A 23,253-nucleotide genomic window follows, 5' to 3' on the forward strand; every position below is an offset into this window, starting at 1 on the left:
ATTGGATTAGGTATTAACTTAACATCATTTTTGCTTTTTTAACAGCTTCTACCAAGCTATCAATTTCTTCTTTTGTATTATAAAAAGCGAAACTAGCACGAATGGTTCCAGGAATTTGATAGAAATCCATGATAGGTTGAGCACAATGGTGACCTGTTCGAACCGCTATTCCTAACTTATCAATAATTGTACCGATATCATACGGATGAATACCTTCTATATTAAATGAAATTACAGAGGTTTTTTTGAACTCTGAAATATCGGGACCATAAATTTTCAAGCCTTCAATTTCCAGCAATCGTTTCGTGCCGTATTCCAATAATTCGTTCTCGTAGGCCGCAATATTTTCAAAACCTATCGAATTCATATAATCCAAAGCAGTTCCAAGCACAATTCCACCGGCAATATTAGGCGTTCCCGCTTCAAATTTATGTGGTAATTCAGCATAGGTTGTTTTTTCAAAAGTCACTGTTGCTATCATTTCGCCGCCACCTTGATAGGGTGGGAGCTTGTTTAACCAAGCCTCTTTTCCGTATAAAATTCCTGTTCCGGTTGGGCCGCAAATTTTATGTCCAGAAAACACATAAAAATCACAATCTAATTCTTGAACATTCGGTTTTAAATGTGGTGTTGCTTGTGCTCCATCAATCAAAATTGCAGCACCAACAGCATGTGCTTTTTCAATCATCCTTCGGATTGGATTGATGGTTCCCAACGCATTGGAAATATGATTTACGGTAACAATTTTAGTTTTATCGGAAAGTAATTTTTCGTATTCCGAAAGGATTAATTCACCACTTTCATTCATTGGAATCACTACTAATTTTGCTCCTGTTCGTTCACAAAGCATTTGCCAAGGCACAATATTGCTATGATGTTCTAAAGCCGAAATTAAAACTTCATCGCCCGTTTTTAAAATCGAGGCAAATCCATTCGCAATGGCATTAATAGCATGTGTTGTGCCCGAAGTAAAAATGACTTCGTGTGAAAACTTGGCATTAATATGGTTTTGGATTTTCATTCGAGATGCCTCATACGCATCGGTAGCCAACTGACTCAAGGTGTGCACCCCGCGGTGAATATTAGCATTAATTTCTTTGTAATAATTTGCTTCGGCATCAATCACCACTTGTGGTTTTTGAGAAGTCGCTGCATTATCGAAATACACAAGCGGTTTTCCGTTTACAAGTTGTGAAAGAATTGGAAAATCGGCTCTTATTTTTTGAATATCAATCATTTCTTTATTTAGAAAAGTTCTAAATACAAAAGTAATGAAAAGTGTATTCAATTGGAAATAAAAATCAATTCATCTTTTAAAAACTTCCACCTGCACCGCCGCCACTATATTCGCCTCCACCAAACGTCATTGGAGATTCATTTGTAGAGGGAATAGCATTGTTCACATTGGCGTTTACCAACAAGTGATTTACAGCTTCAAAAGCCATTGGATTCAAGTTTTTATCTTCATTAAAGTTAATTCCGATAGTGTTATCTCTAATTTTTTTTATCGAAAAATAAACCACCACAAAAAGAAGGCTTCCCGCCAGAAGCAGTGCATATTCAATTAATAAAAAAGAATGATAATAACGAATGGTCGCAAAGCCCAAAGCCAAAGTTAACAAGCCTATCCAAAAAAAGCTTCGGTCTCTGTTATTTAATCCGTAAAAAATATAAAAAAGCGGTAAGCCAAAGGTGGCAAAATAAAATAATGCTGCTAAGGGAATTTCTTCGTTGGGCAAAAGTTGTAAGCCTAATAAAACAGCAGATAATTCACGAACGACATAATAGTTTAAGGCCGCATAACCGATTATTAAACTGAAAATTTTAATCGTTAAAAATACATTAGTATAAATGAAATTACTGATTTTTTTAGAAAGTTTAAGTTGAAAAAAATATAATCCTATTGCTACTAAAAAAATCAAAACGGGCAAATAATAAGAAGGCAAAATCTTTTCTTGAATCACCAAATATCCCGTTAATCCTATCATGCCAACCAGTGTGAAAAAAGCAGAGGGAACATGTACATAGCGAAGGGTACAAAAACCAGAAATTAGTACAAAAACAAAGAGTACTACGAGAACGCTTTCTGTAAAAATGCCTAAAGAAATGCACAAAAAAAGGCTAATTGACAAGATAAAAGAATCGTCAAAACCATAGGCAAAATAGTTTTTCTTATAAATAAATTCAGAAACCATGACACTGCCTATAGCGGCCAATAAAAACCAAAAAGCAAATGTATTTTGATGATCAAATGCATTTATAAAAAGTGCGAAAAAGCCCAAAACAGAAGAAATTAAAAAATTTCCTAACAAGAAAAATCCAATTCTCACCAAAATAGTTGAGTTAGTTTTGGTGTCTTTTGTGGTCTGCTTAATTTCGTTCCATTGGTCTTTAGAAACAAAATCTAAAGCTTCTAATTTCTCTACTTCTTCTAGTAGAAAATGATTTTGTATCTGAATAAAATTACTTGCTAACATTGGTTCTCTTTTTAAAATCTTTAATCATTTTGATAAATAATATAATAGAACCAATTACATAGAATGGCATTAAGAATATTAAAAATTCAAAAATTTGATACAAGTCTAAAACACTAATTAGCTTAAAAATCAAAATGTTAAATCCTAGATAGCCATAAAGCAATACAAAAACGTACCATGAAATGGCTTTAAACTCAATACTTTTTTTATAAAAATAATAAACTACAGCACCTAAAATCATCAGATAAAAAAACCAATATAATTCTTGTGAACTACCCGTTATAGAACTGATTGCTATAACGTGTAAAGCAAACGTAAGTAGCACAAAACTAAAGTGTGGTTTAATCGTATTTTTAACTGAAAACCATTGCCAAACCAACAATAATATTCCAAATCCTATTCCAGCAACTAACAATTGGATGTCGTTAAAAATCGCATTTTCAAAAAGTGTCTGAATTTTCAATGAAAGTCCGATAAAACTTGCTAAAGCAGTAATACCAATCGTTAAAGCACTTTTATTATCAAAATAATAAGCCATTCCTAAAGCAGCTACTGCCGAAAAAAAGGTTGCTAAACTATAATTGCTGTTTTCAAAACTAAAATTATATTGAAAATAACCAATAAACGTACACAGTAAAATAGTTGTAAAAAGCACCAAATAATCATACAACGGATTATCAAAAACAACTACTTGTTTAGAAAAACCTTTTGCTTTTTTAAAGCATAAATAGAAACACAAGGCCGTAAAAATAGCTAATAAAACTAACAAAATAGAGTGTCCGATGGTGTCGATATTTTTATATACAATAACGCCAACGCCACTTGTAAAAAGCAAAATAGAAATATAAAGCAAGAACAACAATTCATTGCGAATAGAAAATAATTTCAGATTTTGGTATGCTAGAATTGCTTGGTGCTGCTCTTTGCTGATGAAATTTTTAGAAACTAATAAGTCAAAAACGTTGTTCATAGTAAAGTGATATTTCCCAAAGATAAACAACGCTAATGTATGTTTTATTTATCTAGAAAAAACTTTAACTTGCATCAAATTCTATAACAAATGAAAAAAACGGTTAAGGTTCTGGCACTAGTTCTTTTGGTTGCTTTGGTTTATGGACGAATTGCAATTTATCCGCAATTGGATTTAATTTCTGGTTTTTCGGCAAAAAGTGTGGCTTCCGGTCATTTTTTAGCGAATCGATCATTGGAATTAATTGAAGGAGGCGACAATGATATTGACAAAATTGATTGGGCCAAAAATGTTATTGATGCGTCCGAAAGCTCGGTTTCTTCTACCGTTTACGGATTCAAAAAACGAAAAGCTATTTATCGAGAAGGTTTAGGAGCTACTTTAATCAATGCTGATTTTGATGTTTCCAAACCGTATGAAGTTCCCAATCGAACAAAACAGAGCATTAATTTGCCTTATCCTTACGGGAATTTAGAGCCAAAAGACACCGTTTTTGCTGAAGTTGATTATACGAAATTACAAAAATCGCTTGCGAATGCTTTTGATGAAAAAGAAGAAAAGAAAAAGCGAACCCGCTCTGTTTTAGTTTTGTATAAAGGTCATTTAATTGGCGAAAAATATGCAGATGGATTTACAAAAGATTCCAAAATGTTAGGTTGGTCTATGACCAAAAGCATCACGGCTACCTATTTTGGGATTTTGCAAAAACAAGGTCAATTCGACATCACAAAACCAGCACCGATTGCGGCATGGCAAAATGATAATCGCAAACACATTACAACCGCTAATTTGTTAGAAATGAATTCCGGTTTAGAATGGGAAGAGCGATACGATAAAATTTGTGACGCCACCCAAATGCTATTTATTGAGGAAGACATGACCCAATCACAAATAAATAAACCGTTGACTGGAAAACCTAATCAAAGTTGGAATTATTCGTCTGGAACAACGAATTTATTATCTGGAATTTTGCGACAACAATTCAAATCACATCAAGACTATTTAGATTTTTGGTATGCGGAATTAATTGACAAAATCGGCATGTATTCGATGCTTATAGAAACTGATATGGCAGGTAATTTTGTTGGTTCATCTTATGGTTGGGCCACGACACGAGATTGGGCAAAATTTGGACAATTATACCTCAACAAAGGGAATTGGAATGGCGAACAACTTTTTGAGGAAAGTTGGGTCAACTATGTTGCCACGCCAACCAATAGTTCTAATGGTGAATATGGTGGACAATTTTGGCTAAATGCCGGCGGAAAGTATCCTGATGTTCCTAAAGACATGTATTTTGCCAGTGGTTTTCAAGGACAAAAAGTAATTATAATTCCGTCACATGACCTAGTTATTGTACGGTTTGGCTTGACAGAAGATGAAAATTTTGATTTTAATGGAATGATGAAGGGGATTTTAGATAGTATCAAAAAATAATTTTAACTGCAAAGGACGCAAAAGTTAATTATATAAACTTTGCGTCCTTTGCAAAAATCTTAACGAGCTTAGCGGTTAAGCTTTACAAATCAAACCCTAAATTAACGCCTAATTTGGTTGCGATAATCTTAGTAATCCGCTGTTTTAATTCTGGAATTTTGATGCTTTCAATAACTTCATTAGAAAACGCATACATCAATAACGCTTTGGCTTCTTTTTTTGGAATACCGCGTTGCTGCATATAAAACATCGCTGATTCGTCTAGTTGACCAATGGTGCAACCATGTGAACATTTGACATCATCGGCAAAAATTTCTAATTGTGGTTTTGCATTTAATGTGGCTTTTTCACTCAATAAAATATTGTTGTTTTGTTGAAAAGCATCGGTTTTTTGAGCTTCTTTTTCAACATAAATCTTACCGTTGAAAACGCCTGTTGCACTATCATTCAGGATTGTTTTATAATTCTGATGACTTTCGCAATTTGGCGTAGCATGTTGCACTAAAGTGTAATGATCTACGTGTTGTTTATCCCCAATAATTGTAATTCCTTTTAAAGTAGAATCAATTCGTTCTCCGAAATGGTAAAAATTCAAATTGTTTCGAGTAATGTTTCCACCAAATGAAAACGTATGAACGGCCACTCTGCTTTCTTGTTTTTGAGAGATATAAGTATTATCAATCAAATTAGCGGTTTGCACATCATTTTGGATTTTATAATAATCTACAATCGCTCTTTTTTGTGCAAATATCTCTGTAACCGAATTAGTTAAAACCGGATTTTCATTCAAACTTTGATGTCTTTCAATAATTTGAACGTGTGCATTTTCGCCAACAATCACTAAATTTCGAGGCTGAATCATCAGTGCATTTTCAACACCTGTAGAAAAATAAATAATTTCAACCGGTTTGTCTGTTACTTTTCCTTTTGGAATATTGATGTAAGCCCCTTCGTTAGCAAAAGCGGTATTTAACGAGGTCAAACTCTCCTCTTTACTAGCGATTTTATTGAAATATTGATCAATAATCATTTTGTATTTTGGTTTGGTCAATGCCGATGACATCAAACAAACATCTACACCATCATGCGTGGTTGAAGATAGATAAGAAGAAAATTTTCCATCCACAAAAATGACTTTATAGGTGTCGATTTCATGCATGAAATATTTTTTTACGTCTTTAAATTCAATAGAATCATCGTGTTTTGGAAAAACCGAATAATCATTTTTCAAAATTGAATTCAGTGATGTATATTTCCAAGCTTCTTCTTTTTTAGTTGGGAAGCCTTTATTTTCAAAGTTTTTTATAGCCGAAGTACGCACCTCATGTAACGAATTATCAACATCGATACTTTCTTCAAACGCCATAAAAGACGAGATTAATTTTTCTTTTAATTCCATTTTTTTTTGTTTACAGTTTGTAGTCGCAGTTTACAGTCTGAACACTGAATACTGTGACTGTTTACTGAATTTCAGCTTTAATCCAATCATATCCTTTTTCTTCCAATTCGTAAGCTAGTTCTTTTCCACCTGATTTTACGATTCTACCGTTCATCAAAACATGTACAAAATCTGGAACAATATAATCTAACAAACGTTGGTAATGGGTAATTACTAAAACAGCATTGTTTTCGTTTCTAAGCTTATTTACACCATTTGCAACTACTTTTAAGGCGTCAATATCCAAACCAGAATCGGTTTCGTCAAGAATAGCAATTTTTGGCTCTAACATAGCCATTTGAAAGATTTCATTTCGTTTCTTTTCACCACCTGAAAAACCTTCGTTTAACGAACGTGATAAAAATTTTCTATCAATTTCTAATAATTCTGATTTCTCTCGAATTAATTTCAACATTTCGTTCGCAGGCATTTCAGCTTTTCCATTCGCTTTACGTGTTTCATTAATGGCTGTTTTTAAGAAATTCGTAACTGATACACCAGGAATTTCTACTGGATATTGAAACGACAAGAAAACCCCTTTATGTGCTCGTTCTTCTGGAGCAAAATCGGCTAAATCTTCGCCTTTCAACTCTACAGAACCTTTTGTTACTTCAAAAGTTTCATTTCCAGCAATGACAGCAGAAAGCGTACTTTTTCCAGAACCATTTGGTCCCATTATCGCATGCACTTCACCTGCTTTAATTTCAAGGTTAATTCCTTTTAATATTTCTTTGTCTTCAATGGACGCGTGTAAATTTTTTATACTTAACATTGTTTTTTTGGTTTAAAGTTTAAAGTTTAAAGTTCTCATGTTTACTGAAACTTAGTTCCTTTAAAATCTTTTTTGTTTAAATATGATATAAAATTGTTTATTTTTCCACTTAAATTTTCAAAATCAATTTTTAATTGATTGAATTTATCTTCTTTTATATAATTACAATCAAAAACTCTATACAATTGAGATCTAGTTTCACCTGCTGATCCTTTTGCAATTGATAGAAACTGTCTGAATTCTAAATTTCCATTCCTTTCAAATCCTTCTGCAATATTATCCATTATAGAACCTGATGACGCTTTTATTTGATCTTTAAATCTAAAGTCTGTTTTTAACTCTGTTTCTACACAAATTAGATGAATTTCTTTTGCCAACCTTCGTGCTTCTTGCCAAATTTCTAAGTCTTCAAATTTAGTTATTGTTGCCATTGCTATTTAGTTTAAAAGTTTAAAGTTTTCTTTGTTTAAAGTTTCTTACTGTTTCTTGCCATCAAACTTTAAACCTTAATCTTTAAACAAATATTTAACCAACAGAACCCTCTAGCGAAATTTCCAATAATTTTTGTGCTTCTACCGCAAATTCCATAGGCAATTTATTCAATACTTCTTTTCCAAAACCGTTCACGATTAACGCGATGGCTTTTTCGGTTGGAATTCCTCTTTGGTTGCAATAAAAAACTTGATCTTCTCCAATTTTTGAGGTCGTAGCTTCATGCTCTATTTTGGCGGATGTGTTTTTACTTTCGATATAAGGAAAAGTGTGTGCACCACAATTGTTTCCCATTAACAGCGAATCGCATTGCGAAAAGTTACGAGCATTATCGGCGTTGGCACTGATTCGAACTAAGCCACGGTAACTGTTTTGTGATTTTCCAGCTGAAATTCCTTTAGAAATAATGGTTGATTTGGTGTTTTTTCCTAAATGAATCATTTTTGTTCCCGTATCGGCTTGTTGGAAATTATTGGTTACAGCAATCGAATAAAATTCGCCAACAGAATTATCGCCTTTCAAAATACAAGAAGGATATTTCCACGTAATGGCAGAACCGGTTTCGACTTGCGTCCAAGAAATTTTTGCGTTTTTCTCACAAATTCCTCTTTTAGTTACGAAATTATAAACACCACCTTTCCCTTCTTTGTTTCCTGGAAACCAGTTTTGAACGGTTGAATATTTAATTTCAGCACCATCCAAAGCAATTAATTCTACCACAGCGGCATGCAATTGATTTTCATCACGACTTGGAGCGGTACAGCCTTCTAAATAAGAAACATAACTGCCTTCGTCTGCAATTAAAAGCGTACGCTCAAATTGCCCTGTTCCAGCTTGATTAATTCGGAAATAAGTTGATAATTCCATCGGACATCGAACGCCTTTTGGGATATAGCAAAAACTTCCATCAGAAAAAACAGCCGAATTTAGAGCGGCATAAAAATTATCTTTTTGCGGCACAACCGTTCCTAAATATTTTCTAACGAGCTCTGGATGTTCTTTAATGGCTTCGGAAATCGGACAAAAAATAATGCCTCTTTCCGCTAATGTTTTTTTGAAGGTTGTGGCTACAGAAACCGAATCGACCACAATATCCATGGCGACATTGTTCATTTTCTTTTGCTCATCAACAGAAATTCCGAGTTTTTTGTACATCGCCAATAATTCTGGATCAACATCGTCTAAGGTTTTATTTGGGTCTGTTTTTTTAGGAGCTGAGAAATAGGAAATTGCTTGAAAATCTGGTTTTTCATACTGAACGTTTGCCCATTCTGGCTCTATCATTTCTTGCCAAGCACGAAATGCCTCTAAACGCCAATTGGTCATCCATTCTGGTTCTTCTTTTTTCAAAGAAATCGCTCGAACGATGTCTTCATTTAGCCCATTCGGAAAAGTTTCAGCATCTAATTCCGTATAAAAACCGTATTCGTATTCTTTGTTTTCGAGTTCGACTTTTAAGTCGTCTTCTGTATATTTTGCCATACTATTTAATTTTTACAGTGAAAACGATTCACCACAACCACACGTTCTATTCGCATTTGGATTATTAAACACAAATCCTTTTCCGTTCAATCCGCCTGAAAACTCTAAAATTGTTCCTGCTAAATACAAAAACGATTTTTTTTCTACTGCTATTTTCACATGATTATCTTCAAAAACTTTATCGTTTTCACCAAGTTCTTTATCAAACCGTAGTTCATAGGACAAACCGGAACAACCTCCGCTTTTCACGCCCACACGCACGTAATCTTGAGCGGCATCAAAACCATCTTCTTGCATCATTGCAACGATTTTTTTGCTTGCGTTATCAGATACTTTTATCATAAACTTACTAATTACTATTTATTTAAATCAGACAATAAATTTTTAAACACTTGATTATCATCGCGTTTTGAAAAAAGCTTATTTTGATTTTGTCTAAATTAACTGCAAAGTTAGCACATAAATCGTGTTTTCCAATGGTTACTAACATTTTTATAACTTATATAAGCATTGCTGTTTTCAATATCAAAAAAAATCCTCTTCAAAACGATGAAAGAGGACTTTAAAAACGAAACTAAATTATATTTCCTGTGAATTTATAGAATTGAATTTAGAAACAATAATTCTGATTATTACTAAATATATTCCTAAAGCTATTGTTTTTAACTGGTTTTATAATTGACTTAGATGGTTTTTTGTTTTTTTAAATAATATGATACTTTTTTTTAACCCTATATGCCATAGAAGTTCACTAATACTGATTGGAAATGTTATTTAATGTTTCCGTTTTTTTGGTTCTCTCCTATTATTGGCATGAAGCCGATTAATTTATTTTTAAGTATAACCTTAGTGAACTAATTGTTCCTTTTATCCCTATTGGTTTTGCATCTAAAGTGATTTCATAGCTTCCTGAAGGAATTTCGGAAACGTTATCATCTCCATTTATTTGCAAATTTGACAGCATCGAAATAAAATCAAATGTTTCAACTGGCATTAACATATCGCCAGGAAAAAAAGGGATTGGTGCTCTTTTTATGTTTCCAATAATTTTACCATCTCTTTTAATAGTGGTCGAAAACACAAACTGAACGACTTCTTTTTTTTCTGTATTTAATGGAATATCGATTCCTGTGAAAACAAAATGAATGGGATAATTATTTTCGCGAAAAGCTGCATATAAATTTACTGCTTTATTGCCTTTTATCTCTAATTCTACTTTTGATTTCTCTTTACATTTTAAATCACCTTGCACTAATTGAGCTTGCGTTTTAATGGCAAATAATACCATTGCGATAATTATAATTTTTTTTGACATGATTTTATGGATTTACTGCGGTTTCAAAATTCTCTTCAAATACTTTGGTTGGACGTTTATCTTTAAAAACATAAGTGGCTTTGATATATCCTAAATAACGATTGGTTTGACGGTAAAATGTATAGCTAATTTCAAATTTTTTCACTGCGAAATTATCTGAAGTTTCCACCGTCATTTGGTATTTGGTTCTTCCGTCACCATTATAAACTTGAGGTGCCGTTTTATTAAAAACATACAACGGTTTAATATCATAACCCACTTTCATGAAAATGGTGGTTTTGGCTTGATATTCTACTTCAAATTTTGGCATGTTGGAGGTAGGGTTTTTATTCCAAAACTTAAGTTGGGCATTGGATTGAATACCAAACATTAGTACTAAAAAAAGAATTAAAATTCGCATGTTATTGTAACTTTTGAGTAATAATTAATTTAGCGGTTTCAATCGCCTTTTTATCGTTATCTACGATATTATCAGATAAATCTGCTTGAATGGTAAACGAAAGACCTTTATAGAAAACTTTTAAATCTCTAGTGGAGACACCCATAATTCCGCTATTTACAAAAACCGAATAATCGCCAAGATTGGGAACTTCTTCTACTTTAAATTTAGAAATAGAACCTTTTGCAATGCTATTGGCTTGATCGGTTTGTTCTTTAGAAGCTTTTCCTTCTGCAATAAGTTGGTTCATTTTATCGTCCATTGCAGCTTGAGCATTTTTTAATTCTTCCGCAGTTGGGTTGTGATAATCGTGTTTAAATTGTTCTAGCGTCGTGTTTTTGACCCAACTCAATTCGATAAGATTCTTTAGCGGAATATCCATAAAATTACCTTTAGAAATCTCAAACTTTTTTGTTCGATCGGATTTCCATTCGTATTTTACACTTTCCATGACAATGGTAGAATGTTCTTTTTCAGCTTCATTGGCAGGCAAACCAGAAACTTGTGCAGCCATTTCGAGCGTCAACAATTCATCTATATTATCTTTAAAATCTTCGGCTTTCAATCCCGCTTCTCTAGATAAATCAAGAGCTTCTTTTTCTAAACTGTTCAAGGGTAGATTTTCTTTTTTATCGCCTGTGCACGTAAAGGCAAAGAGAAACATACTTACAAGTGCTATTATTGTGGTTTTCATGATTTAATTTACTTCAACTTTAAACAATGCTCTCGAGTTTTTGAAATCTAAATCAAGAATAGAGTCGGTGTTTTCTCCATTTTTATAATCTTTTCCAACCCAAATTTTGTTGTTTCTGTCCAAACCAATCGTGTTTAGATTGAATGTTTCAGTATATTTTACATAATCTCTGTTGGGCCCATAAATTTTTCCTTTAATGTGATGCCAAAGTCGCACTTCAAAACGTACGTTCGGGTTATTCCAATCTGCCGTACTTATTTGAAATTCTCTTTGATAATTAGGTTGATTAGGAAAAGAATAGGTGCCAAAAATATTCCCTGGAAACGGATTGTTTTCAGTTGTATTGAAGAAATATTGATTTTTATTTCCAAAGCTTTTTAGCAATGTAGAACCGGAATTGGTTACTTTATACACTTCAATTCCAACAAAACCATATAATTCTTCTAATCTTGTTGTAAAATTATTTCCTCTAATAATTTTAAGTAATGAGACTTTAACCGTTCTATTGGAATTGGCATTATAATTTGTTCTCAAGCCTTGTTTTATAGATCTCACATTGTTATCTTCATCTTTATTTGTATTGCTTTGATTTTCAGCTGTTGGACTTTGCGTTGAAGAAGCAGAAGTTGAAGAAGATGGTTTTTTAGACAATTCTTTATTGTTTTTAATATATTTTGTTCCGTCCCAATTTCCTTCAGTCATATTTGAGTTCCAACCCCATTTGCCTTTAAATGTATTTCCTTCAAAATAGAATTCGATATAACCGGTTTTATTGATATTCTGATTTAGAAAAGTTCCTTTCAATAATCGAGTTGACGGATTATAAATAGCGGTTACGGTTCCAATACCTTTGTATCTTCCAGTAACATTTTTTCCAACCTGAACCAAGTGCATGTTGCCATCTGTGGTATTCCATGTTCCAGACCACACGTTAGTTTCGTTTTTTATAGCAACTGAACTTCCTGTTTTTCCCGTAATATTCCATTGATTTGCAGCATTGGTATCATTTTTATTATCCGAATTATATCCCCAAAAACCATTCATAGTAGAGATAGGTTTGTTGGCCGTTAAAGCGAAAGGCAAAATGAAAATATATTTTCCTTCAGAAGAACCGTTATAAAAAGCACCTTTAATTTCCTTCTCAAAATTGGCATAATAACCCGAAATCGTTCCACTTTCTTTATAGTCACCATAAATAAGTGAGCCGTTTGGAAATTCCTTATCATACTCGGTGGTCATTGAAATGTTTCCAAATGTGCTGCTGTACTTTCCATCAACAAGTGATTGTGCAGTGGTTTGTAATCCTACAAAAAGGATTAGTGTTGCTAAAATTGTTTTTAAATTTTTCATATGTTATAGTTTTATAAATTCTACTCTTCTGTTTTGTGCTTTTTCTGATGAAGAAGCATTATTGTTTAAAGGTTGGCTTTCGCCTTTTCCGTCGGTTTCTAATCTTGATAAATCAATTCCGTAGAAACTTGCCAATGCATTTTTTACAGCAACTGCTCTTTTTTGAGATAATGCTAAATTGGCATTTGCATCGCCATCGCTATCGGTATGACCAATGATTTTTACTTTTACGGTAGGATTTTCCTGTAATGTTGTGGCAATTTCTTTTAAAACAACACCACTTTCAGGTTTGATATTATCGCTGTTCACGTCAAACAAAATTCCGTTGGTTACAAATCGTCCTTCTGTGATTAATTTACTTCTCGTATCTTCACCAGCCACGGCATATCGTATGTTTGAAATCATAAACTCATCATCATTTTCTCTGCCATTGGAATAATTCATGTACTTGGAACCAATTTTAAACACGTTGTATTTCTTTTTTGCATCAAAAGCTTGTGGAATATCTAACACTTTATTTTCATTTACATAAATCCGAAGTCTTGAATTTTGTCGCCAAATTGAGAACTTTGCAATGATAGGTTCGCTGTAGTCTTGGTTTTGACAGGTTAAATCTTTAACAACAATCCCTTCGTTTTTAGAAATGGTTTCTCCGTTTTCAACCACAAAATAACTCGCAGCCTTTTCGCAACCCATCCATTGAAATTGAAAATAATCACTCGGATATTCATTCGATAAATCTTTTTTAGGATTGGCAGACGGCATCAAATAAAATTGATATTCTAAAATATTATTACTTCTGTACTTTGTAAAAATCTCAAATTCTAAAGTAAAATTATCAGGCATATCATTAATAAATTCCGGTTGAAAGTAACCGTCTTTACTCATAAACAACCACTTTTGACCACTGTCGTCGATGGTTACAATTTCTGCTGATGAATTGGTATTCCATCCCAAAGGAAAATCACCCACATTGGTTGTAGAAAAATCATCAAAACCCAATTGTTTTTGTCCAGGTTCAAAATCGAATTTAGAATTCTTTTTAACTGGTTTTTGTGGCGATTTATCGTTTGATTGAGGTGTTGACTGAGTCTCAGAAGAAGTGTTTTCACTTTCTTGAGAAACCTCTTCTGTTTCATTTTTTTTCTTTTTATCTTTCTTTTTAAAGATGCCGTTAATGCCTTCTTCCACTTTGTTTAGAGCTTTGTCTACTGTTTCATCACTTTTTTGTTCGCCACGCTGATAGGTTTTGTCTTTTGCATTTTGAATGACCCGGTCACCAACTGTTGTTTCCTGAGCAAAAGCAGCTAAGGAACATAAAAGGAAGAAGGTTAAAATTTTACTGACTTTCATACGATTATTATTTTTAGGTTATTAATTAAAAACTGTGTTTTCAGTTTAGTGCAGCACTGTAAAAAAAGTAAACATTGTTTTGATGTTTTTTTATAAATAGTTTATGTTTACTTTTGATAAAAACCTGCACTAATGAATAAACCAAATCATTTGACAGTAATTGAAATGCTAAAAAAAGGAGATGAAAAAACGATTCATCAACTTTATGTTGACCATAAAAATGGCTTTTCATTATTTGCAAATAAATATGATTTGTCTTCAGATGATTTGTTAGATATTTATCAAGACAGCATCATTGCGATGTGTGAAAATGCCAAAAAAGGTACTATTGACAATTTAGAGAGTAGTATTTCTACTTATTTGTTTTCTATCGGTAAATATATGATTTACAGAAAGTTGAAAACAAGAAACACAACTATTTCTATTGATTATGATTCTTATTTACCACAAGTACTAGAAGATGAAACGGACGAAATGAACAATGAAAATGAAGTGTTATTATTGCAAGAAAATTTTAAAAAGTTAGGCGAACAATGTCAAAAAGTATTGCGGCTTTTTTATTATGAAGAAAAAAAACTAGATACTATTTTAGTTGAATTAAATTATACCAATAAAGACGTTTTAAAAAGCCAGAAATCAAGGTGTTTAAAACAGTTAAAAGACTTAATTAAAATATAAGCTGTTTTTAATTCTATAATTAAATTCAGAATCATGAAACGATAAAAAATGGATAAAGAAACATTAATCAATCACTATTTTGAAAAATCGCTTTCTGCAGATGAACAAAGCCGTTTTGATTCTTTGATGAAATCGGATGTTGATTTTGCACAAGAAGTTGCCTTTCAAAAGAACCTGAAAAAAGCGATTGTATTAAACGAAAGAGGTAATTTGAAAAAGAAATTACATTCGTTTGAAATACCAAAAGCGAAATCAAAATCTTATAAAATTTGGTATGCCGCCGCTTCGCTTATTTTAATTAGTGGATTAGGATTTTATTTTTCGCAAAATTCCAACACCGCTATTTATAACGAATTTTATCAGTCGTATCCTAATGTGGTTGCTCCAACCGTTCGTGGCGAACAAAAAGAAGACATCAAATCGGAAGCTTTTTATGAATATGATAGTGGAAATTATCAAAAATCAGTCGTGTTGTTTTCTAAAATTTATGATGCCGAAAAAGATGATTACGCTTTGTTTTATAAAGCTTTATCATTAATGGAGTTGAAAAAAACAAATGAAGCAATTTCAACTTTTAAACAATTTGATTTAAACAAAAACAATGCTTTTACGCCCTTTGTAAAATGGTATTTAGCATTGGCTTACCTAAAAACAAATGAAAAGGAAAATGCAAAACTTTTGCTAGAATCACTAGTAGAAAATGCAAATCCACAACAAGAAATGGCTCAAAAATTATTAACTGAATTAGAATAATTTTTTTCTAAAAAGAAAAAGCAATACTATAATTCCAAGTCCAATTCCGAGATAAATCATCCAATTATTATTAGATAAAATAGGTGAAACATCGCCATTAACAACAAATCCAGCCCAATAAAATGGATGTTGCTTCATTGGGTTTTTAGTAATAAAAGTTGTTTTTGCGTTTGCTAAAGCTTCATCTTTTGGTTGACCTTTTTTGAGGTTTTCATAAAACGAAATCATGATTTCTGATGTTTCCTTATCTGGAACTTGCCACAAACTGTATACAGAAGATTTTACACCCGAATAGGTTAAAGCTCTAGACAAACTCATAAGTCCTTCGCCATTTTCGTTTTTACCAATTCCGGTATTACACGCACTTAAAACAACTAATTTCGATGGAAAATTTAATTGATATAATTCATTAAAATATACTTTTTCATTACTCGCAAAAACCAAAGCTGATTTTGAGTAGTCTTCCTCTAACTGCGAATGCATAGCCAAATGATGCAACGAAAAATTGGTTGTCGATTTTAGAAAATTATCCCGATTAGCTTCTTGATTTTCAAAAAGTTTTCCGTCTAATAATTCACTTATTGCTCTCGCTTCTTTTTTTGCATCGACTAAATCATACAACCCTGCTCTAACCAAACCATGTGTTGGAATTTGTGTTGGAATTTTAGAATAATTTGGTGCAAAAGTCACAATGTTGTTTTCTGCCGAAAGATTTTTATTGTTTGTTTGTAAGATATCCCAAAGTTTAATCGAGTAAGCATAGCTTGTTTTACATTCCTGAACTAATAATTTTCCGTTTCTGTCTTGTAAACTTTCAAATGAAACAGTTGTTAAGAAATCTTCTGGAATGAAAATTATTGACGATATCGACTTTGTTTTGAGTAATGGTTGAATCAATTGAGCGTGCAATTCTTTGGACGTTTTTAGATAGAGATTGTCAATTGTTTTTATTTGTTTGTTATAGTGATTAACAACTTCTTTTAATGCATCCAGTTCTCCTAAATTGACCAATTGAATTGTTTCTTTTTGAATAGTAAACGCAAAAACTTGTTTATCGGTTACTATATACTTTACCAATAATTGATTACTAAGCAGCTTTTTTTGTGCCGTTTCAATAGTGAAACCTGCTGATTTGAATTTCTCAAATGAGGCATCTTTTTTATTAATGGAAAGCTGCGTTTTAGCAATCTCTTTTTCAAGAATTCCTAATCGGTTTTTAAGCTCTGCGGTTGCTGATGTTTTTTCAATTTGTTCTTTGACGCTATTTTTTTCAAAGACTAATTCATTTAGTTTACGGATTAATGAGGCGGGTACTTTTAAATTTTGACTACTTTTTATCTCGAAAATATTCCATAAATGTTGCGAAGAATTATTTTCGATTCGATTTAAGATTTCTTTTAGTTTTTTCTGATCATTCGGATTTATCAATAGTTGCGTTTGCAAAAGTCCAGAAGCAATTTCTTGATTAAAAATATTTAAACTGTAATTGTATTTTCCTTTTTGATAAAATTCGGCAAAGATATCCGAAGCAATAAAATAAAGATTATTAGCAATGAGTAAATCTTCTTTATTTTTGGTTTTTTCATAAATTAATTCATATAATCGGGCAGAATTTATAGTGTTTCTAACAAAAGTGGAACTGTTGAATTTCTTAAAATCAGTATACGAAAGATTCTTTAGATTGGAATTGGTTAATTTTTTTTCTAATAATTTTTCGAAAGCGAGTCTTAACACTTCTTTTGATTGTTCATTCTTATTCATTTTTTGCAAAACCATTGCTTCTAAAACTTGAATAGTATAGCGAGAAGCATGAAAGAAATTTACAGCTATTTTTTTTGATTCCTCAACGGTTTTTAACGCTTCTGAATACATGTTATAATTATAATAGGTCTTAGCCAACAAAAAAGAGGCCACCAATTCTTCATGTTGAGAATTGTATTTATGGGCTAATTCAATGGTTTTTTTATTAAATGCTATATGTTCTTGATGAAGTTGCTCTTTTTTATTTTTATTTAAATTGAAAAGTTTTACATATTCATATCGAGCAAAAAGATAGGTTTCAAAATCTCTTTTTTTAATTTCTATTGGCAACTTTTGAAAAACAGATTCAATTGAATCATAGAATTTTTTGGATTCCGTTATGTTTTCCTTATAAACTTGTACTCTAAGGTTACACAAATAAGCCATCATCTTAAAATATTCTTTACGCTCTTTGGCTGGATAAGGTGTATTAATTCTAGTAAAATCTTTTTCATTATACCATTTTTGGAAATTAGTATTCAAAAAAAGCAATGCACTTTCGGCCTTACTTTGATCTCCATAGCTTAAATTTTCCCAAATTACATTATTTAGAGATTGTACCAAAAAAGAATTGTCTGCTTGTTTTGCTTTTTTAAGAAACTCCAATTCTTTTTCATAATGGTACAAGGATTGTGTATGAAAATGAGAGTCAGAATACCCAATTCCCAAGCCATTGTGAATTAACGCAATTTCAGAAAAGTTTTTAGGTTGAAGTTTTTGAGTTAGTTTTAAAGCTTTTTCATAAAAGATAATTGATTCAGAATAATTCCGCAATTCATTGCTTATAAAACCTAAATCTTGAAGCAAGTCAATTATTGATTCATCATTAGGTAGATTTTTTGAAGCAAATTTATAGCTTTCATTTGCAATTTTTAATGCTTTATCCCATTGTCCAACAAGACTATAGGCGTAATAATAGTTATTGTATATTTGAGCAGCAAATTTAATTTGATCTGGGTTGGAATTGAATTTTGAACTATTTTGAAATGCAGCTTTGATATGCAACAAATTAGTTTCAAAATCACCTTTTTCATATGCAGCTTTCGCTTTCGTCATTTCATATTTTGCTTTGAAATAATAATAATTTTCATCGCTTTTATGCTCTACTAATTTTTCCCTAATAAGTAAGGTTTTAGTAATATCTTTGGATTCTAAACTGTCTGCTTCAATACTCTTTTTAAGCAGCTCTTTATTTTGACCAATGGCAAGGCAAGAATAAAGTAAAAAAGTAAGAAAAGTTAGTTTCATATATTAGGAATCCGTTAAATGATTATATTAGTGCAATTATCAATTAAAAGTAAACAAAAAAATAATTACTTTTTTTGCTTTTAATCACTTAATGAAATTAAAAATCATTATTTACTTTTGTATAAATTAAAAATCCCATGAAAATATATCCTATAGAAGCTGGAAATTTTAAACTTGATGGCGGTGCGATGTTTGGCGTTGTGCCGAAAACATTATGGAACAGAACCAATCCAGCCGATGAAAACAACCTCATCGATATTGCTGCGAGATGCATGCTTCTTGAAGATGGAAACCGATTAATTTTGATCGATACCGGAATGGGAAACAAACAATCCGACAAGTTTTTTGGCTATTATTCACTTTGGGGATCACATTCACTTGATAAATCATTGGCAAATTATGGTTTTCATCGTGATGATATTACCGATGTTTTTATGACGCATTTACATTTTGATCATTGCGGCGGAAGTGTGAACTGGAATAAGGACAAAACCGGTTATGAACCCGCTTTTAAAAACGCAAAATATTGGACCAATGCACCCCATTGGGAATGGGCAACTAAACCAAACGCTAGAGAAAAAGCCTCTTTTCTGTCGGAAAATTTACTGCCAATGCAAGAAAGTGGCCAATTGCATTTTATTGAAAAACCATCCGCTGATTTTGGAATTTCAAAGGAACTTGATTTTGGAATTTTCTACGTTGACGGGCATACCGAAAAAATGATGATTCCACATATCAAATACCATGATAAAACCATTGTTTTTTGTGCCGATTTATTGCCAACGGCTGGGCATATTCCCCTGCCTTTTGTAATGGGATATGATACGCGACCTTTATTGACCTTGCCAGAAAAAGAAAAGTTTCTGAAAACGGCTGCCGAAAACAATTTTTATTTATGGCTTGAACATGATGCCCACAATCAAATCATCACCGTTCAAAACACTGAAAAAGGTGTTCGATTAAACGAAGTTTTTTCAGTTCAAGATGTCTTAAGATAGTGTTAATCTCCTATTTATGTTTTTATAAATTTCTATTTTTACCTCAAAACTTTTTTTATGCATTACTTAAAATCCTTTTCGTTTGTTGCTGCTAGTTTACTAGTTATCGGTTGTGGAGCTTCCAAGACGGTTTCGTATACGCAACTCAGTCCAATTCAAGCAACAGCTGTTCCGTTAAAAAACGGCAAGATTTCTGAAGCGGAACTGCTGCGATGGAGTCATTTAGACATCGTAAAAGACACCATTCCCGGAATGAGTGTTGACCGGGCATATCAAGAATTACTTAAAAACAGAACGGGTCAAAAAGTAATTGTGGCTGTAATCGATTCAGGCACCGATATTGAACACGAAGATTTAAAAGGTCGAATTTGGACAAATCCGAAAGAAGTTCCAGGAAATGGTATTGATGACGATAAAAATGGCTATATAGATGACATCAATGGTTGGAATTTTTTAGGCGATATTATTCATGAAAATCTAGAGCTTACTCGAATCTTGAAAAAAGGAGATGACGGTTCAGAAACCTATAAAAAAGCAAAAGCCAAACACGAAGAAAAAGAACAAGAAATCTTAGGGAACAAACAGCAATTAGATTTTATTTTAGCTGCCGATAAAGCCATCACGGATTATTTAAAAAAAGATAATTATACCGTGGAGGAGTTAAAGTCAATTTTAACAACCGATGCGATGTTGGGTAACTATAAAATGGTAATGACTCAGGTATTGTCCAATACGACCCGAGAAGAGTTTGTAGAAGGAATTGCAGAGTTTAAAGATTATATTTATGACCAATTGAATTATAATTTAAATTTAGAATTTGATGGTCGCAAACTTTTAGGCGATGATGCCGAAGATTTTTCTACAAAATATTACGGAAACAATCAAGTGTGGGGGCCAGATAAAAAAGAGGCTTTACACGGTACACACGTAGCTGGAATTATTGCTCAAGTACGAGGAAATAACTTGGGTGGCGATGGTGTTGCAACAAATGTAGAAATCATGGCTATTCGAGCCGTTCCAAACGGAGACGAGTATGATAAAGACATTGCGTTGGCTATTCGCTACGCAGCAGACAATGGAGCAAAAGTTATTAATGGAAGTTTTGGAAAAGGTTTTTCTCCTCACAAAGAATGGGTTTATGAAGCCATTCAATATGCGGCAGCCAAAGATGTGTTATTTGTTCACGCTGCAGGAAATGATGGTGAAAATATGGATACGGAAGAAAGCTATCCAAACGATTTTAAAGACGGAAAAGAAATTGCTTCTAATTTCATTAAAATTGGAGCGTTAAACTATGTTTATGGTTCAAAGTTAGCCGCAGATTTTTCAAATTATGGACAAACACAAGTCGATGTTTTTTCACCAGGAGTAAAAATTTATGCGACTGTTCCGAACAATAAATACAAATACGAACAAGGCACCTCAATGGCGGCACCAAATGCGGCAGGAGTTGCTGCTCTAATTCGTTCATATTATCCAAGTTTAACTGCGGCACAAGTGAAACAAATTTTGAAAGATAGCGGCGTTTCGGTGTCAAAAACCGTAGTGGTTAGTGGCGACGCTTCCTTAAAAATGCCCTTTAGTGAATTATCGGCTTCTGGAAAAATAATCAATGCCTATAACGCCCTTTTAATGGCTGATAAAATGTCAAAATAATTTAGCATGAAAAAAACAATATTTCTTTTAAGTCTAGTCTATTCAACACTTTCTTTCGCTCAAAACAATCCAAATCCTGGCTATTGGCAACAACAAGCTGATTATAAAATGGAATTGGAAATGGACGTAAAAACCTTTCAATATAAAGGAAATCAAACGGTAACCTATACCAACAATTCTAATGATACGCTTCGAGCGGTTTATTTTCATTTATACCCTAATGCTTTTCAACCCGGAAGTGCAATGGATATTCGTTTGCAAACGATCAAAGATCCAGACAAACGAATGGTCAAAAGCTTTAAAGTTGCCGAAAAAGAAACCAAAGAAAGTCGGATTTCAACGCTAACTCCAGACCAAATTGGCTATTTAAAAATTTCTAATTTTAAACAAGAAGGTGTAGTTGCTGCTACAAAAGTGGAGGGAACCATATTAGAGGTCACCTTGGTCAAACCTATTTTACCAAAATCAAAGACTACTTTTACGTTAGATTTTGACGGACAAGTTCCAGAACAAATTCGCCGTTCTGGCAGAAATAGTTCAGAAGGAGTTGCCTTATCGATGACGCAATGGTATCCTAAAATGGCCGAATTTGACTTTGAAGGATGGCATGCCGACCCGTATATTGGCAGAGAATTTCACGGTGTTTGGGGAAATTATGATGTAAAAATCACACTTGATAAAAACTATACTATTGGCAGTTCTGGTTATTTACTAAACAAAAATGAAATCGGTCACGGCTATCAAGACGAAGGTGTCGAAGTAAAACATGCTAGAAAAACCAAGAATCTTACTTGGCATTTTGTAGCTCCGATGGTACATGATTTTGCTTGGGGTGCCGATAACAATTACATTCACGATAAAATCATCGGAGAAAACGGTGTCGAGTTACATTTCTTTTACAAAAACGATAAAGAAATTATCGAAAATTGGAAAGCAATGCAGCCGAAAACAGCCGAATTACTTTCTTTTTTTAACAAAAACATTGGTCCCTATCCATATAAACAATACTCAGTTATTCATGGTGGCGATGGCGGAATGGAATATGCCATGTGTACGCTCATCACCGGAAAACGCTCGTTAGGCAGTTTAGTGGGTGTTACCGCCCATGAAATGGCTCATTCGTGGTTTCAACAGGTTTTGGCCACAAATGAAAGTAAACATGAGTGGATGGACGAAGGTTTTACTTCCTTTATTTCTGATTTAGCAATGACTGAAGTGATGCCTTCTAAAAACAAAAAAGAGGATGAAAATCCGTTTTTAAGTAGCTACAATAACTATTTTTATATGGTTGGTACAGGAAGAGAGCAGCCGCAATCAACACACGCAGACCGCTATGATGAAAATATGGTGTACGGAATTTCTTCCTATAGCAAAGGAACTGTTTTTCTGACCCAATTGGGTTATGTAATTGGTATTGAAAATATGATGAAAACCTTAAAGCGTTTTTACTATGATTATCAATTTACTCATCCTACGCCAAACGATTTTAAACGTACTGCCGAACGTGTTTCTGGAGCAGTCTTAGATTGGTATTTGGTCGATTGGACACAAACCACCAATACGATTGATTACGGAATTAAAAACATCAGCGACAACGGAAAAATGACTTTAGAACGCATCGGTAGAATGCCTATGCCGCTCGATATTTTAGTTGCTTATGAAGACGGAACGGTAGAAAGTTTTTATATTCCTAATCCGCTGATGCGATGGGAAAAAGAAAATCCGTATCCGCAAATTAAACGAACCGTTTTAAAAGATTGGGATTGGGCTTATCCAACCTATGAATTCAACCTTTCACAAGAAAAAGCAAATATTAAATCGATTGTCATAGACCCAAGTGGTTTAATGGCCGATGTTAACAAAGAAAATAACGTTTTTGAAAACAAATAATGCCGGATTTA

20 protein-coding genes are annotated in these 23,253 nt (G+C 32.9%); 6 read left to right on the plus strand and 14 right to left on the minus strand.

Annotated elements, in window-relative coordinates; all coding sequences use genetic code 11:
* Positions 1 to 13 precede the first annotated feature (13 nt).
* The 3 genes from PHR76_RS00490 to PHR76_RS00500 all read right to left on the minus strand — a co-directional run bounded on the left by PHR76_RS00490 (position 14) and on the right by PHR76_RS00500 (position 3,447).
* A complete protein-coding gene (locus tag PHR76_RS00490; protein WP_300057504.1) occupies positions 14 to 1,237 on the minus strand; it encodes a cysteine desulfurase in 1,224 nt (407 codons plus the stop codon).
* Positions 1,238 to 1,313: 76 nt separating this feature from the next.
* Complete coding sequence (locus PHR76_RS00495) at positions 1,314 to 2,477, minus strand: hypothetical protein (RefSeq protein ID WP_300057151.1); 1,164 nt, start codon at positions 2,475 to 2,477, stop codon at positions 1,314 to 1,316.
* A complete protein-coding gene (locus tag PHR76_RS00500) occupies positions 2,464 to 3,447 on the minus strand; it encodes a DUF2157 domain-containing protein (RefSeq protein ID WP_300057154.1) in 984 nt (327 codons plus the stop codon). The genes PHR76_RS00495 and PHR76_RS00500 overlap by 14 nt, the downstream gene beginning before the upstream one ends.
* A gap of 90 nt (positions 3,448 to 3,537) precedes the next feature.
* On the opposite strand from PHR76_RS00500, the gene PHR76_RS00505 reads away from it, so the two are divergent.
* The gene (locus PHR76_RS00505) at positions 3,538 to 4,884 is read left to right on the plus strand and encodes a serine hydrolase (protein ID WP_300057157.1); all 1,347 of its coding nucleotides are present in this window, start codon (positions 3,538 to 3,540) and stop codon (positions 4,882 to 4,884) included.
* Positions 4,885 to 4,966: 82 nt separating this feature from the next.
* Here PHR76_RS00505 and sufD read toward each other — a convergent pair whose 3' ends face one another.
* From sufD to PHR76_RS00555, 10 genes are all read right to left on the minus strand, one after another.
* Positions 4,967 to 6,283 carry a Fe-S cluster assembly protein SufD gene (gene sufD, locus PHR76_RS00510; RefSeq protein ID WP_300057160.1) on the minus strand — a complete coding sequence of 439 codons (1,317 nt, stop codon included), beginning with the start codon at positions 6,281 to 6,283 and terminating at the stop codon, positions 4,967 to 4,969.
* A 61-nt stretch (positions 6,284 to 6,344) separates the two neighbouring features.
* Positions 6,345 to 7,094, minus strand: coding sequence for a Fe-S cluster assembly ATPase SufC (gene sufC / locus PHR76_RS00515; RefSeq protein ID WP_300057163.1), 750 nt, complete (start codon positions 7,092 to 7,094; stop codon positions 6,345 to 6,347).
* A gap of 41 nt (positions 7,095 to 7,135) precedes the next feature.
* A complete protein-coding gene (locus tag PHR76_RS00520; RefSeq protein ID WP_300057166.1) occupies positions 7,136 to 7,525 on the minus strand; it encodes a four helix bundle protein in 390 nt (129 codons plus the stop codon).
* A 94-nt stretch (positions 7,526 to 7,619) separates the two neighbouring features.
* A complete protein-coding gene (gene sufB / locus PHR76_RS00525; RefSeq protein WP_300057169.1) occupies positions 7,620 to 9,068 on the minus strand; it encodes a Fe-S cluster assembly protein SufB in 1,449 nt (482 codons plus the stop codon).
* A gap of 12 nt (positions 9,069 to 9,080) precedes the next feature.
* On the minus strand, positions 9,081 to 9,410 hold the full coding sequence (locus PHR76_RS00530; RefSeq protein WP_300057172.1) for an iron-sulfur cluster assembly accessory protein: 330 nt from the start codon (positions 9,408 to 9,410) through the stop codon (positions 9,081 to 9,083).
* 481 nt (positions 9,411 to 9,891) lie between these two features.
* Entirely contained in the window at positions 9,892 to 10,383 is a 492-nt protein-coding gene (locus PHR76_RS00535) for a hypothetical protein (protein WP_300057173.1), read from the minus strand.
* Between the two features lie 4 nt (positions 10,384 to 10,387).
* Positions 10,388 to 10,783, minus strand: coding sequence for a hypothetical protein (locus tag PHR76_RS00540; protein ID WP_300057174.1), 396 nt, complete (start codon positions 10,781 to 10,783; stop codon positions 10,388 to 10,390).
* A 1-nt stretch (position 10,784) separates the two neighbouring features.
* On the minus strand, positions 10,785 to 11,516 hold the full coding sequence (locus tag PHR76_RS00545; protein WP_300057176.1) for a hypothetical protein: 732 nt from the start codon (positions 11,514 to 11,516) through the stop codon (positions 10,785 to 10,787).
* Positions 11,517 to 11,519: 3 nt separating this feature from the next.
* Positions 11,520 to 12,866, minus strand: coding sequence for a hypothetical protein (locus PHR76_RS00550; protein ID WP_300057178.1), 1,347 nt, complete (start codon positions 12,864 to 12,866; stop codon positions 11,520 to 11,522).
* Between the two features lie 3 nt (positions 12,867 to 12,869).
* On the minus strand, positions 12,870 to 14,219 hold the full coding sequence (locus tag PHR76_RS00555) for an OmpA family protein (protein WP_300057180.1): 1,350 nt from the start codon (positions 14,217 to 14,219) through the stop codon (positions 12,870 to 12,872).
* 132 nt (positions 14,220 to 14,351) lie between these two features.
* Between PHR76_RS00555 and PHR76_RS00560 the strand changes: the two genes are divergently transcribed.
* Together PHR76_RS00560 and PHR76_RS00565 are read left to right on the plus strand one after the other, a co-directional pair.
* Entirely contained in the window at positions 14,352 to 14,897 is a 546-nt protein-coding gene (locus tag PHR76_RS00560) for a sigma-70 family RNA polymerase sigma factor (RefSeq protein ID WP_300057182.1), read from the plus strand.
* Between the two features lie 48 nt (positions 14,898 to 14,945).
* A complete protein-coding gene (locus PHR76_RS00565; protein WP_300057184.1) occupies positions 14,946 to 15,650 on the plus strand; it encodes a tetratricopeptide repeat protein in 705 nt (234 codons plus the stop codon).
* Here the strand turns inward: PHR76_RS00565 and PHR76_RS00570 are convergent.
* On the minus strand, positions 15,642 to 18,698 hold the full coding sequence (locus PHR76_RS00570) for a CHAT domain-containing tetratricopeptide repeat protein (RefSeq protein ID WP_300057186.1): 3,057 nt from the start codon (positions 18,696 to 18,698) through the stop codon (positions 15,642 to 15,644). The genes PHR76_RS00565 and PHR76_RS00570 overlap by 9 nt on opposite strands.
* Positions 18,699 to 18,835: 137 nt before the next feature.
* Between PHR76_RS00570 and PHR76_RS00575 the strand changes: the two genes are divergently transcribed.
* The 3 genes from PHR76_RS00575 to PHR76_RS00585 are packed head-to-tail and all read left to right on the plus strand — an operon-like array spanning position 18,836 to position 23,242.
* Positions 18,836 to 19,696, plus strand: a complete 861-nt coding sequence (locus PHR76_RS00575) for an MBL fold metallo-hydrolase (protein WP_300057188.1) — start codon at positions 18,836 to 18,838, stop codon at positions 19,694 to 19,696.
* A 57-nt stretch (positions 19,697 to 19,753) separates the two neighbouring features.
* Entirely contained in the window at positions 19,754 to 21,352 is a 1,599-nt protein-coding gene (locus PHR76_RS00580; protein WP_300057190.1) for a S8 family peptidase, read from the plus strand.
* 6 nt (positions 21,353 to 21,358) lie between these two features.
* Positions 21,359 to 23,242 carry a M1 family metallopeptidase gene (locus tag PHR76_RS00585; RefSeq protein WP_300057192.1) on the plus strand — a complete coding sequence of 628 codons (1,884 nt, stop codon included), beginning with the start codon at positions 21,359 to 21,361 and terminating at the stop codon, positions 23,240 to 23,242.
* The last annotated feature ends 11 nt before the right edge of the window (positions 23,243 to 23,253 follow it).

Origin of the sequence: Flavobacterium sp., assembly GCF_028689845.1 — a bacterium.
Taxonomy (GTDB): Bacteria; Bacteroidota; Bacteroidia; order Flavobacteriales; family Flavobacteriaceae; genus Flavobacterium.